Source organism: Thermophilibacter gallinarum, from assembly GCF_014982725.1.
GTDB lineage: Bacteria > Actinomycetota > Coriobacteriia > Coriobacteriales > Atopobiaceae > Thermophilibacter > Thermophilibacter gallinarum.
In genome coordinates this window covers 499,905-516,345 of record NZ_JADCJZ010000002.1, presented here as the reverse complement: position 1 = coordinate 516,345, position 16,441 = coordinate 499,905, and the positions used below count along the sequence as shown (strand labels likewise).

Annotated in this window: 14 protein-coding genes and 1 other RNA gene; 14 read left to right on the top strand and 1 reads right to left on the bottom strand. The window is 69.0% G+C overall.

The genetic code is table 11. The features are described 5' to 3' along the window. Positions 1–116: 116 nt before the first annotated feature. The 14 genes from secA to INF26_RS06215 all read left to right on the top strand — a co-directional run bounded on the left by secA (position 117) and on the right by INF26_RS06215 (position 15,093). Complete coding sequence (gene secA / locus INF26_RS06280) at positions 117–2,969, top strand: preprotein translocase subunit SecA (RefSeq protein ID WP_193529966.1); 2,853 nt, start codon at positions 117–119, stop codon at positions 2,967–2,969. Further along, a complete protein-coding gene (gene prfB / locus INF26_RS06275) occupies positions 2,970–4,085 on the top strand; it encodes a peptide chain release factor 2 (protein ID WP_193529964.1) in 1,116 nt (371 codons plus the stop codon). Continuing rightward, a complete protein-coding gene (locus INF26_RS06270) occupies positions 4,082–4,957 on the top strand; it encodes a YitT family protein (protein ID WP_193529962.1) in 876 nt (291 codons plus the stop codon). The genes prfB and INF26_RS06270 overlap by 4 nt, the downstream gene beginning before the upstream one ends. A gap of 145 nt (positions 4,958–5,102) precedes the next feature. After that, entirely contained in the window at positions 5,103–5,924 is an 822-nt protein-coding gene (locus INF26_RS06265; protein ID WP_193529960.1) for a transketolase, read from the top strand. A 4-nt stretch (positions 5,925–5,928) separates the two neighbouring features. Further along, positions 5,929–6,870 carry a transketolase family protein gene (locus INF26_RS06260; protein WP_193529959.1) on the top strand — a complete coding sequence of 314 codons (942 nt, stop codon included), beginning with the start codon at positions 5,929–5,931 and terminating at the stop codon, positions 6,868–6,870. A gap of 146 nt (positions 6,871–7,016) precedes the next feature. Further along, positions 7,017–8,033: a cell division ATP-binding protein FtsE gene (ftsE, locus tag INF26_RS06255; protein ID WP_193529957.1), complete on the top strand. Its 1,017-nt coding sequence runs from the start codon at positions 7,017–7,019 to the stop codon at positions 8,031–8,033. Further along, complete coding sequence (gene ftsX / locus INF26_RS06250) at positions 8,020–8,958, top strand: permease-like cell division protein FtsX (RefSeq protein ID WP_193529955.1); 939 nt, start codon at positions 8,020–8,022, stop codon at positions 8,956–8,958. The genes ftsE and ftsX overlap by 14 nt, the downstream gene beginning before the upstream one ends. Positions 8,959–9,269: 311 nt before the next feature. Then, positions 9,270–11,273, top strand: a complete 2,004-nt coding sequence (rnr, locus tag INF26_RS06245) for a ribonuclease R (RefSeq protein WP_193529953.1) — start codon at positions 9,270–9,272, stop codon at positions 11,271–11,273. Positions 11,274–11,366: 93 nt separating this feature from the next. After that, positions 11,367–12,221, top strand: a complete 855-nt coding sequence (locus tag INF26_RS06240; protein WP_193529951.1) for a hypothetical protein — start codon at positions 11,367–11,369, stop codon at positions 12,219–12,221. Then, on the top strand, positions 12,208–12,726 hold the full coding sequence (gene smpB / locus INF26_RS06235; protein WP_193529949.1) for an SsrA-binding protein SmpB: 519 nt from the start codon (positions 12,208–12,210) through the stop codon (positions 12,724–12,726). The genes INF26_RS06240 and smpB overlap by 14 nt, the downstream gene beginning before the upstream one ends. A 47-nt stretch (positions 12,727–12,773) precedes the next feature. Continuing rightward, a complete protein-coding gene (locus INF26_RS06230; protein WP_193529947.1) occupies positions 12,774–13,286 on the top strand; it encodes a flavin reductase family protein in 513 nt (170 codons plus the stop codon). 42 nt (positions 13,287–13,328) lie between these two features. Further along, positions 13,329–13,469, top strand: coding sequence for a rubredoxin (locus tag INF26_RS06225; RefSeq protein ID WP_193529945.1), 141 nt, complete (start codon positions 13,329–13,331; stop codon positions 13,467–13,469). A gap of 271 nt (positions 13,470–13,740) precedes the next feature. Then, positions 13,741–14,112, top strand: a transfer-messenger RNA (tmRNA) gene (gene ssrA, locus INF26_RS06220). 72 nt (positions 14,113–14,184) lie between these two features. Continuing rightward, entirely contained in the window at positions 14,185–15,093 is a 909-nt protein-coding gene (locus tag INF26_RS06215; RefSeq protein WP_193529944.1) for a patatin-like phospholipase family protein, read from the top strand. A 318-nt stretch (positions 15,094–15,411) separates the two neighbouring features. Here the strand turns inward: INF26_RS06215 and pfkB are convergent, their stop codons facing one another. Then, complete coding sequence (gene pfkB / locus INF26_RS06210; RefSeq protein WP_193529943.1) at positions 15,412–16,344, bottom strand: 1-phosphofructokinase; 933 nt, start codon at positions 16,342–16,344, stop codon at positions 15,412–15,414. Positions 16,345–16,441 lie beyond the last annotated feature (97 nt).

The following is a 16,441-nucleotide window of genomic DNA, read 5'->3' as shown; positions in this document are numbered from 1 at the left end:
CGTCGTCGGGTGCGGTTTTGGTGATACCTCGACGCCCTCATCTCCAACGGGGCGTTCTGTGAGTAAAGTATCGAAACGAATGTCTGCATCACGCTGCCCGATGACAAGGGAGACACATGCCCAACTTCCTCTCAAAAATCCTCTCCTTGGGAGCCGACCGGGAGCTCCGGGAGTTTGAGCAGATTGCCGCGCGCGTCAACGAGCTCGAGCCCAAGTTCCAGGCCATGAGCGATGCCGAGCTCCGCGAGACGACCCCGCGGCTTCGCGAGCGCTATGCCCAGGGGGAGACGCTCGACGACCTCCTGCCGGAGGCCTTCGCCGCCGTCCGCGAGGCGTCGGTGCGCACGACGGGGCTCCGCCACTTCGACGTGCAGATCATCGGCGGCATAGCGCTGCACCGCGGCACCATCGCCGAGATGAAGACCGGCGAGGGAAAGACGCTCGTCTCCACGCTCGCGGGCTACCTCAACGCCATCCCGGGCAAGGGCGTCCACATCGTCACCGTCAACGACTACCTCGCCCGCCGAGACAGCGAGTGGATGGGCAGCATCTATCGCTTCCTCGGCATGTCGGTGGGCCTCATCCAGAACGGCATGCGGCTCAACCTCAAGAAGCCGGCCTACGAGGCGGACGTCACCTACGGCACGAACTCGGAGTTCGGCTTCGACTACCTGCGCGACAACATGGTCACCCGCCCGAGCATGCGCGTCCAGCGGGGGCACCACTACGCCATCGTCGACGAGGCCGACTCGATCCTGATCGATGAGGCGCGCACCCCGCTCATCATCTCCGGTGCCGGTACCAAGTCGGCGGGCACCTACAAGGACTTCGCCCGCGCGGTGCGCGGGCTCACGCCCGACGTCGACTTCGAGATGGACGAGGCCAAGCACACGATCGCCACCACCGACGAGGGCCTCAAGAAGGTCGAGCGTGCCCTCGGCGTCGACGATATCTACGGCGACGTCTCCGGCCAGCTCGTGAACCACCTCCAGCAGGCCCTCAAGGCCGAGTACATGTTCCACCGCGACCAGCAGTACGTCGTCGTGGACGGCGAGGTCAAGATCGTCGACGAGTTCACCGGCCGCATCATGGAGGGCAGGCGCTACTCCGAGGGTCTCCACCAGGCGATCGAGGCCAAGGAAGGTGTGTACGTGCGCGAGGAGAACCAGACGCTCGCCACGATCACCCTCCAGAACTACTTCCTCATGTACGACAAGCTCTCCGGCATGACGGGAACCGCCATGACCGAGGACGCGGAGTTCCGCGAAGTCTACCACGTCCCCGTCCAGGTCATCCCGCCCAACAAGCCCGTCGTGCGCGTCGACCACGACGACCTCGTCTACCGCACGGTCGACGCCAAGTTCAAGGCGGTGGCCGAGGACGTGGCGGAGCGTCACGCGAAGGGCCAGCCCTGCCTGGTCGGCACCGTCTCGATCGAGAACTCCGAGCGCCTCTCCCGCATCCTCAGCAAGCGCGGCATCAAGCACAACGTCCTCAACGCCAAGTACCACGAGCGCGAGGCACAGATCGTCGCGCAGGCCGGCCGCGAGGGCGCCGTCACGATCGCGACGAACATGGCCGGCCGAGGAACGGACATCCTGCTGGGCGGCAACGCCGACGAGCTCGCGGAGGAGGAGGTCCTGGGCCTCGACTTCGGCATAGAGCAGGACGTGCTGCGCCGCATCCTCGCCGAGGGCGATCCCGCCAAGCTCACTGTGGAGGGGCTCGCCGAGATCGGCGTCGAGGTCGAGCCCGACGTCCTTCTCGCCGTCGCGCGCGAGCACGAGCGCGCCCTCGCCGCCGCCAAGGAGCGCTGCGAGGTCGAGAAGCGCCACGTGATCGACGCCGGCGGCCTGTGCGTCATCGGCACGGAGCGGCACGAGAGCCGCCGCATCGACAACCAGCTCCGCGGGCGTTCCGGCCGTCAGGGCGACCCCGGCGAGACCCAGTTCTACCTCTCGCTCGAGGACGACCTCATGCGCCTGTTCGGCGGCGAGCGCATGGACCGCATCTCCGGCATGATGCAGAAGTACGACATGCCGGACGACATGCCCATCCAGGCGAAGCTCGTTACCAAGGCCGTGGAGAGCGCGCAGCGCAAGATCGAGGAGATCAACTTCGCGATGCGCAAGAACGTCCTCGACTACGACAACGTCATGAACACCCAGCGCCAGGTCATCTACGAGGAGCGCAACAAGATCCTCGACGGCAAGGACCTGATGGCGCGCGTCGGCGAGGTCACCTACGACACCGTCCAGCGCGAGGTCTCCGGCTACTGCCCCGAGGGCGCCAAGCACGAGGACTGGGACGTCCGGGGGCTGCACAAGTGGCTCGAGGAGCTCACAGGCCGCAAGGACGTCCCCGAGGTCACCGACGACCAGGACGAGGGCGACGTCGCCGACGCCGTTAACGAGTACGTGCGGCGCTGCTTCGACGAGAAGGCCCAGCGCATCGGCGAAGCCCCCATGCACGCGCTCGCGTCTCAGGTCATGCTGCGCGTCATAGACACGCGCTGGATGTCCTACCTCCAGGAGATGGACTACCTCAAGACCGGCATCGGCCTGCGCGGCTTCGGCCAGCGCGACCCGCTCGTGGAGTACAAGAGCGAGGCCTACGCCGCCTTCTCCGAGCTCGTGAACACGATGTACGAGGACTTCCTGCGCACGATCCTGCGCATCGAGGTCGCCGTCCGCCCGAACGCCCCCTCCGCCCCCGCGGACGAGGAGCCCGCGGAGCTGCGCGGCGCGAGCTACTCCGGCCCCGCCGAGGTCGACGGCGACCAGGGCCCCCGCAGCGCGGTGGCCCCGCAGGGCGCCCCCTCCGGCATGCCCCCGGCGGCGCCCACCGCCAAGCCCCGCACCTATCGCAAGGCGGATGACCCCGACCCCTACGTGAACGTGGGCCGCAACGACCCCTGTCCCTGCGGGAGCGGCAAGAAGTTCAAGAACTGCCACGGCAGGAACCGGTAGATGGCTGAGGTCACCAGGCCGGACCTCGACGCGCTCTCGTCGCGTCTCGTCGAGGTCGAGGGCTATCTCCACATCGACGAGAAGCGCGGGGAGGTCGCGGACCTCGAGGCGAGGAGCGCGGCGCCCGGCTTCTGGGACGACGCGGACGCCGCCCGCGAGCTCATGGCCCGTCTCGCCGCCGCGCGCGACGACGTGAGCGGGATCGACGCCGCCCGGGCGCGACTCGAGGACGCCCAGGCCGCGCTCGAGCTCGCCGAGGAGACGGGTGACGAGGACCTTCTCGCCGAGGCCGCCGGCATCGCCGCCGCCCTCGAGGGCGACCTCTCGGAACTCGAGCTCTCGAGCTGGTTCACGGACGAGCTCGATCACGGCGATGCCATCGTCACGGTGACCCCGGGCCAGGGCGGCCTCGAGGCGCAGGACTGGTGCGAGATGCTCTTCCGCATGTACCAGCGCTACTGCGACCGCCGCGGCTGGAAGGTCGTCGTCAACGACGCCGAGCCCGGCGAGGCGATCGGCCTGAACCGCGCCACCTTCACCGTGAGCGGCCACAACGCCTACGGGATGCTTCGTGCCGAGCAGGGCGTGCACCGGCTCGTGCGCATCTCGCCCACCGACGCCAAGAAGCGTCGCCAGACCACCTTCGCCGGCGTCGAGGTGCTCCCGGTGCTGCCCGACGACATCGAGGTCGAGATCGACCAGAACGACCTGCGCATCGACGTCTACCATGCGTCCGGCCACGGCGGCCAGGGCGTCAACACGACCGACTCCGCGGTGCGCATCACGCACCTCCCCACGGGCATCGTCGTGACCTGCCAGAACGAGCGCAGCCAGCTCCAGAACAAGGCGTTCGCCATGAGCGTGCTCAAGAGCCGACTCTACGAGCTGGAGCTCGCCCGCCGCGCGGAGGAGCTCGACGAGCTGCGCGGCCCGAAGCACGACATCGGCTTCGGAAACCAGATCAGGAGCTATGTGCTCTACCCCTACCAGCTCGTCAAGGACCTGCGGACGGGCGTCGAGACGAGCAACGTGGACGCGGTCCTCCAGGACGGCGACCTCGACCGCTTCGTCGTCGGCTATCACCGCTGGGCCGTCGGTGGCGGTGGCGAGCGATGAGGGGCATTCCCTGGCGGACCGTCGTCCGCGACACGCTGCTGATCGTCGCCGGCTCGATCGTGTTCGCGATAGGCGTCGACGTGTTCGAGGTCCCCTACGGCCTCGCTGCCGGCGGGGTGACGGGCCTCGCGATGGTCTTCTCGGCCATCGCCGAGACCTTTGGCGTGACGCTCCCCGTCGGCCTGCAGACAATTGTCATGAACGCGCTGCTCATGATCTTGGTGGTGCGCTCGGGGAGCCGCGGCTACGTGGCACGCACGGTCGCCGGCATCATAGCCTGCGGCTTCTTCACCGATGCGCTCGTCCCCTTCCTGCCCGTGGTCGGGGGCGAGGAGGACCTGCTGCTCTGCGCGCTCTGGGGCGGCGTCATCACCGGCCTGGGCCTCGGCCTGGTCTTCAGGACGGGCGGCAACACCGGCGGCACCGACATCGTGGCCCAGGTCCTGTCGAGAAGGACCGGGTTGCCCGTGGGCACCTCCGTCATCATCGTCGACGGTCTCATCATCGCCCTCTCCGCCACGGTCTTCTCCGTCGAGCAGGCCCTCTACGCCGCCGTCGCGATGTTCATCTCCGGCAAGGTGATCGACGCCGTGGTGGACGGACCGGGAGGAGCTCGAGCGGCCTACATCATCTCCGACAGGCACGAGGAGATCGCGCACGAGATCCTGCATACGCTCGAGCGGGGGTGCACCCGCCTCGAGGCGCGCGGGATGTGGAGCGGCGAGGAGCGCCCCGTGCTCTTCTGCGTGCTCGGCCGCTCCGAGACGGTCTGGCTCAAGCAGACCGTCGCCCAGTGCGACCCCCGGGCCATCGTGGTGATCTCGGAGGTCCACGAGGTGTTCGGCGAGGGCTTCCGCCAGATCAAGGCCTGACGCGTGCCCCTGGCGGCCCGCGTCTTTCGAAGTCTGGCGGCCGACGCGCGCCGTCAGATGGTATCTTCTGTGTAGGTGCATGTCCGCGTGTCGCGACGAGCTGCAGGGAGTCGCGGTCGCACATCTGACGCGAGGAGAGGGATTCATGACAGACGACGAGCTCAGGCGCGTAGCCACGGAGATCCGGAAGGGGGTTCTCACGGGAACGCACGCCGCCAAGTCCGGTCACCCCGGCGGCTCGCTCAGCGCAACCGACATCCTGGCGTACCTCTACTTCGAGGAGATGAACGTTCGCCCCGAGGAGCCTCGCTGGCCGGGGCGCGACCGCCTCGTCCTCTCCAAGGGCCACGCGGCGCCGGCTCTCTACGCGACCCTCGCCGAGCGCGGGTTCTTCCCCAAGGAGGAGCTCGAGACGCTGCGCCACATCGGCAGCCACCTCCAGGGCCACCCCAACATGAACGACACCCCGGGCGTGGACATGTCCACGGGATCGCTCGGCCAGGGTATCTCCGCGGCCGTCGGCATGGCCCTCGCCGCCCAGCACTGGGGTGACACGTACCGCACGTACTGCCTGCTCGGCGACGGCGAGATCGAGGAGGGGCAGGTCTGGGAGGCCGCGATGTTCGCGGGTAACCACGGCCTCGACAACCTGGTGCTCGTCGTCGACCACAACGGCCTGCAGATCGACGGCACCATCGAGGAGGTCAACTCCGCGATGCCCATCGCCGACAAGTTCCGGGCGTTCCGGTTCCACGTGATCGAGCTCGCCGACGGCAACGACATGGCCCAGATCCGGGCCGCCTTCGCCGCCGCCCGCGAGGTGAAGGGCGCGCCCGTCTGCATCGTCGCCGAGACCGTCAAGGGCAAGGGCGTCTCGTTCATGGAGAACCAGGTGGACTGGCACGGCAAGGGACCCAACGACGAGCAGTACGAGCAGGCCATGGCCGAGCTCGCTAAGGAGGCGTAGGCGCATGGCTGACGTGAAGAAGATCGCCACCCGTGTGAGCTATGGCGAGACGCTCGTGGAGCTCGCCGCGGAGCACGATGACTTCGTGGTGCTCGACGCCGACCTCGCCGCGTCCACGCAGACCGGCAAGATGAAGGACGCGTACCCCGACCGCTTCTTCGACGTGGGCATCGCCGAGCAGAACCTCATGGGCGTCGCCGCGGGCATCGCGACCACCGGTCGCACCGCCTTCGTGAGCAGCTTCGCCATGTTCGCCGCCGGGCGCACCTACGACCAGGTGCGCAACTCCATCGCGTACCCGCACCTCAACGTCAAGATCTGCGCCTCGCACGCCGGCGTCTCCGTCGGGGAGGACGGGGCCACGCACCAGTGCAACGAGGACATCGCCCTCATGCGCGTCATCCCGGGCATGACCGTCGTCGTGCCCTGCGACGACGTCGAGGCCCGTGCCGCCGTGCGAGCCGCCTACGAGCTGGACGGCCCGGTCTACATGCGCCTGGGGCGCCTCGCGGTGCCGGTGGTGAACGACGAGAAGGACTTCTCGTTCACGCTGGGCAAGGGCATCGTCATGCGCGAGGGCACCGACGTGACGATCGTGGCCTGCGGCCTCATGGTCCAGGCGGCGCTCGAGGCGGCCGACGCGCTCGCCGAGAGGGGCGTGTCCGCCGAGGTCATCGACATGCACACGATCAAGCCGATCGACGCGGACCTGATCGTGGAGAGCGCGTCCAAGACCGGGCGCGTGGTGACCTGCGAGGAGCACTCCGTGATCGGCGGCCTGGGGAGCGCGGTGTGCGACGTCCTCGCCGAGCGCTGCCCCGTTCCCGTCCGCAAGGTGGGCGTGAACGACGTCTTTGGCGTCTCCGGCCCCGCGACCGACCTGCTGCACCTCTACGGCCTGGACGCCGAGGGCGTGATCGCCGCCGTCGACGGGCTGCTCGCCTAGGCCTTCTCGCCGGGTGCCCCCCGGTCGCACAGATCGCATGCCCGCCCTGTCTGCCTCATGTGCTTTGTGAGGTAGAACGGTTGAGGCCTGCTCCTTTTGCTAGACTACTCGCGTATCTGTCACTCCTAGCAGGATAAGGAGCTTCTGTGGCCAGTCACTTTCGCAGCACTGAGCGACAGGGGTCGGAGGGCGTGGAGCAGCCTCAGGACACCATGTCCGACATGGCTCCGCAGGTTGAGTCTGTGAGCGCAGACGACACCGGCGCCTTCCTGACGGCGAGCGTTCCGACCGATGACGTCATCCCCGTTCAGGATGAGTCCCGGGCGGACATCCCCGAGGAGGTCCACGTGGTCACCGCCTCGGAGCCCGAGGGCGCTCCCGTCGAGCAGCCGGCGTCCCAGAGCGTCTACTCGTCGCTTGCCAGCGACGATCCCGCTCCCGCGGTTCCGCGCACCGGCACCCCGACCGTGTCGTTCAAAAACGTCACACTCATCTACCCGGCCCAGCCCAACAAGCCCGCACTCGACGACGTCAGCCTCGACATCTACCCCGGCGAGTTCGTGTTCGTCGTCGGTCACTCGGGCTCCGGCAAGTCGTCGCTTCTGCGCCTCATCACGCGTGAGCTGAAGGCCAGCTCCGGCCAGGTCATCGTGGCCGGGCAGGACCTGACCAAGATGCGCAACAAGAAGATCCCGTATCTTCGTCGCCAGATCGGCACCGTCTACCAGGACTTCAAGCTCCTGCCGGACAAGACCGTCTACGAGAACGTCGCCTTTGCCCTCGAGTGCATCGGCAAGCCCAAGTCGGTCATCAAGGCCCAGGTGCCCGAGGTACTCCGCCTCGTCGGCCTCGCCGAGCGCATGAACCACTTCCCGGACCAGCTCTCCGGCGGCGAGCAGCAGCGCGTCTCCGTGGCCCGCGCCATGGTCAACCGCCCGCCCCTGCTCGTCTGCGACGAGCCCACGGGCAACCTCGACCCGGCGATCTCGCTGGGCATCATGAAGCTGCTCGACATGATCAACCGCGCCGGCACGACCGTCGTCATGGCGACCCACGACCGCGAGATGGTCGACTCCATGCGCAAGCGCGTCATCGCGCTCGAGGCCGGCCACATCGTCCGCGACCAGGAGAGGGGAGGCTACGGATACTATGGTGCCCTCTAACTTCGGCTACTCCCTCCGTGAGGCCGGTCACCACTTCCGCCGCAACTGGACGACGGTGCTCGGCGCCATCGTCACGATCTTCCTCTCGCTGTTCATCATCGGCCTCTTCGTCCTCGGCTCGGTCCTGATCTCCAGCGTGGTCGGCGGCGTCGAGGACAGCGTCACGATCCAGGCGTACCTCTCCGACGACGCCGACGCGTCCGCGATCGACAGCTTCCAGGCCAAGGTCGAGGGCTGGGACACCGTCGAGTCCGTGACGTACAAGTCCAAGGAGGAGGCGCTCCAGGACTACCGCACCTCCATGTCGAACCGCAACGCCAGCGACGCCGTCGCGGCGCTTGACGGCGAGAACCCCCTGCCCGCCTCGCTCGTGATCACCCTCACCGACCCGCAGGAGGTCGAGGCGACCGCCGAGCGCATCATGGAGGACCCCTCGTTCCTCCAGATCCGCGACGCCGCCGACGACCCCACGTCCTCCGCGGCTGACGACGTGATCTACGGCCAGGGCACGGTCGACCGCCTCTTCGAGGTCACGAGCTACATCCGCATCGGTGCCGTGGCGCTCGTCGTCATGCTGACGTTCGTGGCCTTCGTGTTCATCAACAACACCATCCGCCTGGCCATCACCGCGCGCCGTCGCGAGATCGCCATCATGCGTCTCGTTGGCGCCTCGAACGGCTTCATCCGCGGGCCCTTCGTGATGGAGGGCGTGCTGGAGTCGCTCATCGCGGCGGTCCTCGCCATCGCGGCGCTCGCCGTCGGCGCCAACGCGCTGCTCCCGGTGCTTCAGGCGAACCTGTCGTTCCTCGCGTTCGAGATCCCGACCACCGTCCTCTACGCGACGTTCGGCGGCCTTTTGCTGGTGGGCGTGCTCATCGGCCTGTTCGGCTCCGCCATCGCCATGAGGCGCTACCTCAAGGTGTAGATTCGCCGATCGTGCTTATGCGGTGCCGCAGGGCCCCGGCATTCCTCCGAGAAGTGCACTTCGTGGAACTTCTCTCCGGAATGCCGGGGCCCGCCGTATGCGCCCGTCGGCGGCCTGGAGAGGGATGGGCGGTGGCCGTCTCGTTGCGGTTGTGCAAGAGTTAGGGCGAGAATCGGCTGCTGTCGAGATTTGCCAACTGGGGAAATGTGGGTTGACCGGCACGTGACTCGTGCACAAATGCGCGAGCGCGCGGCTATGCGGTAAGCTGGACGCAACGACGAGAGCGCAAACGGCGAGAAGGGCGAAGGGGCATGGGACGCGGGCGCCCACATCGCGGCAACAGGAGACGCGGGCGCGGCGGCGGACCGCGCAGGAACGCGCGCACGCTCACGGGCACGCTCGTGGTCACTCGCCCCGGCGCCGCCTTCGTGGAGACGCCCGAGGGGGCGTTCGACCTCGTGCGCCACGGCCAGCGCGAGGCCATGAACGGCGACGAGGTCGAGGTCGCGCTCGTGGAGCAGCGCGGCAGGAAGCCGCGGGCGGTGGTGCGCTCCGTGGTCTCCCGCGCCGTGGAGACCTTCCTCGGTCGCTTCGCCCCCGCCGGCCCGCTCGGCGCGGTGGTCCCGCTCGACGCCCGCATCGGCCACGACTTCTTCGTGGTGCCCGAGGACCCCTCGCCCGCGCGCCTGGGCGTCTCCGACGGGGACGTCGTCGTGGCGCGCATCACCGAGTATCCCACGCGGCAGAGCGCGCCCGTCGTGACGCTCGAGCGTCGCCTGGGGACGGCGGTCGAGCTCGACCTCAACATCGAGACGGTCGTGGCCTCCTGCGGCCTCCCCGGCGACTTCCCAGCGTCGGTGCTGGAGCAGGCGGGTGCCATCGAGGCGTGCGTGGAGGACGAGCTCGCGAAGGACCCGTCCCGCCGCGACCTGCGCGCGACCCTGTGCGTGACCGTGGACCCCGTCGACGCGCGCGACTTCGACGATGCGGTCGGCGCGCGCCGCCTGGCCGACGGCGGCTTCGAGCTCTCCGTGCACATCGCCGACGTCTCCCACTACGTCGGCGCGGACACCCCGATCGACAACGAGGCCAAGCGGCGGACGTGCTCGGCCTACCTCGTCGACCGCGTGATCCCCATGCTTCCCGAGCGGCTCTCGAACGACGTCTGCTCGCTGCGGCCCGGCGAGGACCGCCTGGCCATGAGCGTCGTCATGAGGCTCGACGGGCGCGGGCGCGTGACGGGGGCCCGCATGGCGAGAAGCGCGATCCGCTCCGCCGCTCGCCTGGACTACGACACGGTCGACGAGGTCCTTCTCGGGCGGGCGGACGCGCCGAGCGAGGAGATCGCCGAGCTGCTGCACGCGCTCGACGAGATTCGCGCCCTGCGTGAGGGCGTGCGTCGCGAGCGGGGTGCCGTCGACTTCGAGACCGTGGAGGCTCACGTCGTCCTGGACGAGACGGGAGCCCCCACGGGCGTCTCGGTCCGGAGGCGCACGCGGGCGACCGGCCTCATCGAGGAGGCCATGCTGCTTGCCAACGAGTGCGTCGCCGCGCGGCTCGCCGAGCGTGACATGCCGGCCGCCTATCGCGTCCACGAGCGGCCCGCCCCCGAGGACCTCCGTGCGACGCTCCAGCCGCTGCGCGAGCTCGGCCTGCTCGACGTCGAGACGACGTCCGGCCTGCTCGCGGGCGACCCGTTCGCCACCCAGCGCATCCTCTCGCTGGCCCGTGGCACGGACGGCGAGGAGCTCGCGAGCGCGCTGCTGCTGCGCGCCCAGCGACGGGCGGTCTACCTGCCCGCGAACGAGGGGCACTACGCGCTCGGCGCCCCGGCGTACTGTCACTTCACCTCGCCGATCCGACGCTACCCGGACGTGCTGGTCCACCGCGCCCTGAAGGCGCTTCTCGACGGTCGCGTGGAGGGCCGGGAGATGCGCGCGCAGGCAACGGCCCTGCCACAGCTCTGCCGCACCTGCTCGGAGCGCGAGCGCGCGGCGGACGCAGCATCCCGCGCGTCACAGAAGATCAAGATGGCGGAGCTGTTCTCGGGCCGCGTGGGCGAGCGCTTCGGGGGCGTGGTCTCGGGATGCGAGCGCTTCGGCCTCTTCGTCACGCTCGACGAGACGTACGCCGAGGGCCTCGTCCCGGTGCGGGCCCTGGGAGGGGAGTGGTTCGCTTTCGACGAGGACCGCATGACGCTCACCGGCGAGTCGTCGGGGGAGACCTGGGGCCTCGGGCGACGCGTGGTCGTGGAGGTGACGGGCGTGAACGTGCCGCGCGGCCAGATCGACCTCGCGCTCGTCCGGATGGGGTGACGAAGTCCCCCGTCGGGCGTCATGCCTGGGCCATAATGGGAAGACTAGGAGTCATGAGACCGTTCGCGGCGCATCGCGCCGCTGGAGGAGGCTATGGAGCACACCGAACTGACCGACGAGCTCGAGCGCGCCGAGGGACTGCTGCTCCAGGACGAGGCGGGGCTCGCGCTCGACCTTCTCGCGCACCTCGCCGAGGACGCGGAGGCATACGTCGACGCCAACTGCCCGACGACCGACGAGCTGCAGTGGTTCGCCTTCCCCACGCTCTTCGAGCGGCTCGCGTACCGACGCGTCGAGAAGGACCCCCGCGAGCTGCGCGACGTGGGCGAGCCACTGGGCCGTCTCTACGCGGACCTGGCCCTCGCCTGCGCCCAGGCGGAGGACTACGAGGCGGCGGCCTCCGCGCTCAAGAGCGCCGTCCGCTGGAACCCCATGGACTGCGCGTCCCGCCTGAACCTCGCGGACCTCTGCCGCATGTCCGGCGACGCCCAGGAGTACCTCGCCCTCAGCTACAGCGTCTTCGAGCGCGCGAGCGACGCGGCGCACCTGGCGCGCGCCTTCGCGAACTTTGCCGGCTGGTTCCAGGCCACCGAGAAGCCCCGTGCCGCCGCCGCGGCCCTGCGCGCGGCGCGCAACCTCGACGTTCGCGACGGTTCGCTCGCCGCGGTCCTGGACCAGGCGGCCGGCACCGACCACGACCCCGACCTCGTGACGGATGCCGAGGCGACCGACCTTCTCGCCGCCGAGGGCCTGCCCGACGGCGCCAACGCCGAGATCGCCGTCTGCCTGCTCATGTGCGCCACGGACGCCGCCGCGGCGGGGGCGCGCGGCGAGGCGGCGACGCTCACGCTGCGGGCGCGCGACCTGGTGGGCGAGCCGGCGGCGAAGGCCCTGCTCGAGCTCATCCGCGAGAGCGACGCGGAGGGGGGCGCCGATGGCCAAGAGTAAGGTCGTGCGCCAGACCGCCGCGGCCAAGGCGGCCAAGCAGGCGGGTCCCGGCAAGCGGACCATCGCGAAGAACCGCTCCGCGCGCCACGAGTACTTCATCGAGGAGACCTTCGAGGCGGGCATCGAGCTCACGGGCACCGAGGTCAAGAGCCTGCGCGAGCGGGCGTGCCAGATCACGGACGCGTTCTGCCTCATCCGCGGGCGTGAGGCCTGGCTGCACGGCGTACACATCCACCCCTACTCCAACGGCGGCGTGTGGAACGTGGACCCCGACCGCAAGCGGCGTCTGCTGCTGCACCGCCGCCAGATCGACTACCTGGACGGGAAGCTCCGGCAGAAGGGCCTGGCCCTCGTGCCGCTCGAGATCTACTTCGACGAGCACAACCGCGTGAAGCTGGCCATCGGCCTCGCGCGCGGCAAGAAGCTCTACGACAAGCGCGACGACATGGCGCGGCGCGACTCCGACCGCGAGATCGCCCGCGCCCTCAAGGAGCGCAGCAGGTAGGCCAAAAGGGGACAGTCCCCTTTTGACCCGTAGGAAGGGAGCAGGACATGGACGCAAGCGCACTGTTCAAGTTCTCGTCGGGGCTCTACGTGGTCTCGGCGGACGATGGCGAGCGCACCGCCGCCTGCCTCGTCAACACCGGCCTCCAGGTGACGTCGAGCCCGCTGCAGGTCTCCGTCACCGTGAACAAGGAGAATTTCACCTGCGGCGCCATCGAGCGCGCCGGGCACTTCTCGCTCGCCGTGGTGGACGAGTCCGCGGACATGCTCTTCGTGGGGCGCTTCGGGTTCCGCACCTCGGCGGACTATGACAAGTACGACGGCATCGCGAGCGCCGTCGCCGCAACCGGCGACCCCTATCCCGCCGAGCACGCCTGCTCCTTCGTGGCATGCAACGTGGTCCAGACGCTCGACGTCGGCACGCACGTCACCTTCGTCGGCGAGGTCGTCGACGCCGGCAACCTCTCCGACGTGCCGCCCATGACGTACGCCTACTACCACGGGACCCTCAAGGGCAAGACGCCGCCGAAGGCTTCCTCCTACGTTGGGGGTATAAGGTAGGTCAGGGCGAGAGGCGCCCTTCGAATCCGAGAGGAGACACGCATGTCCGAGGAGAAGAAGTACACGTTCCGCTGCACCGTCTGCGGCTGGGAGGTGACCGTCGACACGCCCGAGCTGCCCGAGGACTTCGTCTGCGAGGTCTGCGGCGTCGGCCCCGACATGTTCGAGCTGGTCGAGGAGTAGCACGGACCACACGCGCGACCAGTGGGGCGGCCTCTCGCGGGGCCGCCCTCCGTCGTCTCGGCTAATAACGGACAAAATTCAATTAAACTATCTATATCCGCAGATAAGAAAAACGAGAATCTTGAATTTTGTCCGTTAATCGGGCGGGCGAGAAGAACGTCGCTCCGTGACTCGCACCGCACAAAACGGGTAGAATACCCCCACGGCCGCGCGAGCGGCCCGTACGTTGACAGCCGCATGGTGGCGGTCCTTCTCGCCATGCCCTGTAACCGGGGGTGACTGGTTTCGACAGGGTGGGCCTGAGATGGGCAGCAGGTCGTGGTCTCCTCGCCACGTTAAACAGGGGTACCGTCAAATTGAATTGACGAGAACAACTCTTTCGAGCCTCAGCTGGCTCTCGCTGCTTAGTCTTAACTAACCAGCGCGTCAAACCGGGGATCGCTCCCGTTCCCGGGGCGGCGTCATTCTAGGGAGATGCGCGTGCGGACGTGGTCGGTATGCCGCGCGCAAAGACCGAACCGGCTGGGACGCCAAGCGCGGGTGACCAGGTGCGCGGCGTCCGAGACTCAATTGGCCACTGAGCCTGGAGACACCTGTCAGGGGTTCGCTTTGGACCGGAGTTCGATTCTCCGCACCTCCACCATGCACGCTTCGCGGCCGCCGGCCCTCACCGGGCCCGCGGCCGCTGTCTTTTTTTTTTTCGTTGGGAGGTCTCATGTCTGACGAGAAGAACGGAACCGTCGCACCTGCGCTCGTGCTGGAGGGCGGTGGCTTCCGCGGGATGTTCACGGCCGGCGTGCTCGACGTTCTGCAGGAGCGCGGCATCTACGCCTTCTCCGGCATCTGGGGCGTCTCCGCCGGCGCGGTGAACGCGGCGAACTTCCGCTCGCGCCAGATCGGCCGCACCATGCGCGACATCCTCGCCTTCCGCGACGACCGCCGCTTCATGTCGCTGTGGTCGTTCGCCACGACCGGGGACATCGCCGGCGCCGACTTCATGTACGACGAGGTCCAGAACCGCCTGGACCCCTGCGACGTGGCGACGTTCAACGCGAGCGGGACGCCCCTGTGGGTCGTCGTCTCGGACGTGACGTTCGGCACGCCGGCCTACCTGCCGGTGCGGAGCTTCCCCGACGACATTGACCGCGTGCGCGCCTCGGCCTCGCTGCCCACGGTCTCGCGGACCGTGGAGCTTGACGGTCACCGCTACCTCGATGGCGGCACCACGGACTCGATTCCCTATGCGGCCGCGCTGGGCCTGCCGGGTGCGGCCGAGGTCGAGGGCCGGCCGGCCGCGGAGCGTGCGCTCGTGGTGCTCACGCAGGATCGGGGCTACGTCCGCGAGCAGACGGGCTCGAGCGAGCAGATCGCGCTGCGCTCGCACCGCTACGACCGCTACCCCTACTACCTGGAGGCGCTGCGCACCCGCGCCGAGCGCTACAACGCCCAGCGCGAGCGGCTCTGGGAGCTCGAGGAGGACGGCACCTGCCTCGTGATCGCCCCGGAGGAGCCGGTCGCCGTGGGGCCGTCCACGCGCGACGGCGAGGCGCTGCTGTCGCTCTACGTGGCGGGCCGTCGCCAGGCGACCGAGCGCCTGACCGAGATCGAGGCGTTTCTCGCCTAGGGCCCCGCTCGGCGGACGGGTCCTTGCGTCCCGGAATCGGGGGCGTTCCCCGCGGGCGAGCGAGCCGCGTCCGGGATCTGGCGACCTTCTCCGGGCGGCGGGGCTTCTCGTCCCGAAAAGCGGGATGTTCCCCTGTCCGAGGCACTCCTGCGTCGGGAAGGTCGCCCTTTCCCGGACGGGAGCCGCCCGCAGCCGGGGAACCCCGTCGATTCCCGGACGAGAAAACCGGTCGACCGGGGAACTCCGCCAAAAACGAGACGCCCCTCCCCGGGCGGTGGGGAAGGGCGCCAAAAGCGGGACGGATGGCAGGAAGGGCGCCTACGCCAGGCGCGTGACCTTGACCTGGTCGACGAGCCCGTCCACGACGGAGCGCTCGGCGGCCTGCGTGCCGGACTCCATGACGTTGGCCGCGCCCGTCGCCATGGCCAGACGCAGCGTGTCCTCGACGCCCATGCCCTGCGCGTCGGCGTAGACGAACGCTGCGACCACGGAGTCGCCGGCGCCCACCGTGGAGCCCACGGGGACCTTCACCGAGGAGGCGTGCCAGGTCTCGTCCGCGGTGGCGAGAAGCGCGCCCTCGCCGCCCATGGAGACCACGACGCGCTCGACGCCCTTCTCGACCAGCTCGTGCGCGGCCGCGGCGATCTCCTCGACGGTGGTGAGCTCGCGACCCACGAGCGCGGAGAGCTCGTGGTTGTTGGGCTTGGTGAAGAACGGCTTGCCCGACAGGCCCGCCTCGAGGGCGTCGCCGTCGGCGTCGAGGTAGACGTGGGCGCCCGCGTGGCGCAGCGTGCGGGTCCAGGCGCCGTAGGTCGAGCGGCTGACGCCGGCGGGAAGGCTGCCGGAGAGGACCACGTAGTCGCCCTCGCAGACCTCCTCGGCCAGGACGTCGAGCATCTCCTTGAGCATGTCGTCGGTGACCTCGGGGCCGGGCTCGTTGATGTCGGTGTGGGTGTCGTTCACCGGGTCGATGACCTTGAGGTTGGTGCGCGTCTCGCCGTTGGCCGGGAAGGCCTTCACGCGGATGCCGGCCTGCTTGAGGGCCCCGGCGATCCAGTTCCCCGTGTCGCCGGAGAGGATGGCCACGGCCTCGGAGGTGCCGCCGAGCTTCTGGATCACCTTGGAGACGTTGATGCCCTTGCCGCCCGCGTCGCGGCGCAGCTCGGTGATGCGGTTGACGACGTCGAGCGTGAAGTCGGGGATGTGGACGGTCTTGTCGAGGGCGGGATTGAGCGTGACGGTGTAGATCATCGGTTCCTCCTCGGGCGCGACGGCGGTGGTTGGGACAATTCTAGTCCGTGGCACCCTCGCCCGAGGCCGTCGTCGGCGGATGCGTCTGTACAGGTTG

Bases quoted from the DNA above. Each gene is read 5' to 3' on its own strand.
- secA (WP_193529966.1), top strand. From the start codon at position 117: ATGCCCAACTTCCTCTCAAAAATCCTCTCCTTGGGAGCCGACCGGGAG.
- prfB (WP_193529964.1), top strand. From the start codon at position 2,970: ATGGCTGAGGTCACCAGGCCGGACCTCGACGCGCTCTCGTCGCGTCTC.
- INF26_RS06270 (WP_193529962.1), top strand. From the start codon at position 4,082: ATGAGGGGCATTCCCTGGCGGACCGTCGTCCGCGACACGCTGCTGATC.
- INF26_RS06265 (WP_193529960.1), top strand. From the start codon at position 5,103: ATGACAGACGACGAGCTCAGGCGCGTAGCCACGGAGATCCGGAAGGGG.
- INF26_RS06260 (WP_193529959.1), top strand. From the start codon at position 5,929: ATGGCTGACGTGAAGAAGATCGCCACCCGTGTGAGCTATGGCGAGACG.
- ftsX (WP_193529955.1), top strand. From the start codon at position 8,020: ATGGTGCCCTCTAACTTCGGCTACTCCCTCCGTGAGGCCGGTCACCAC.
- rnr (WP_193529953.1), top strand. From the start codon at position 9,270: ATGGGACGCGGGCGCCCACATCGCGGCAACAGGAGACGCGGGCGCGGC.
- INF26_RS06240 (WP_193529951.1), top strand. From the start codon at position 11,367: ATGGAGCACACCGAACTGACCGACGAGCTCGAGCGCGCCGAGGGACTG.
- smpB (WP_193529949.1), top strand. From the start codon at position 12,208: ATGGCCAAGAGTAAGGTCGTGCGCCAGACCGCCGCGGCCAAGGCGGCC.
- INF26_RS06230 (WP_193529947.1), top strand. From the start codon at position 12,774: ATGGACGCAAGCGCACTGTTCAAGTTCTCGTCGGGGCTCTACGTGGTC.
- INF26_RS06225 (WP_193529945.1), top strand. From the start codon at position 13,329: ATGTCCGAGGAGAAGAAGTACACGTTCCGCTGCACCGTCTGCGGCTGG.
- INF26_RS06215 (WP_193529944.1), top strand. From the start codon at position 14,185: ATGTCTGACGAGAAGAACGGAACCGTCGCACCTGCGCTCGTGCTGGAG.
- pfkB (WP_193529943.1), bottom strand. From the start codon at position 16,344: ATGATCTACACCGTCACGCTCAATCCCGCCCTCGACAAGACCGTCCAC.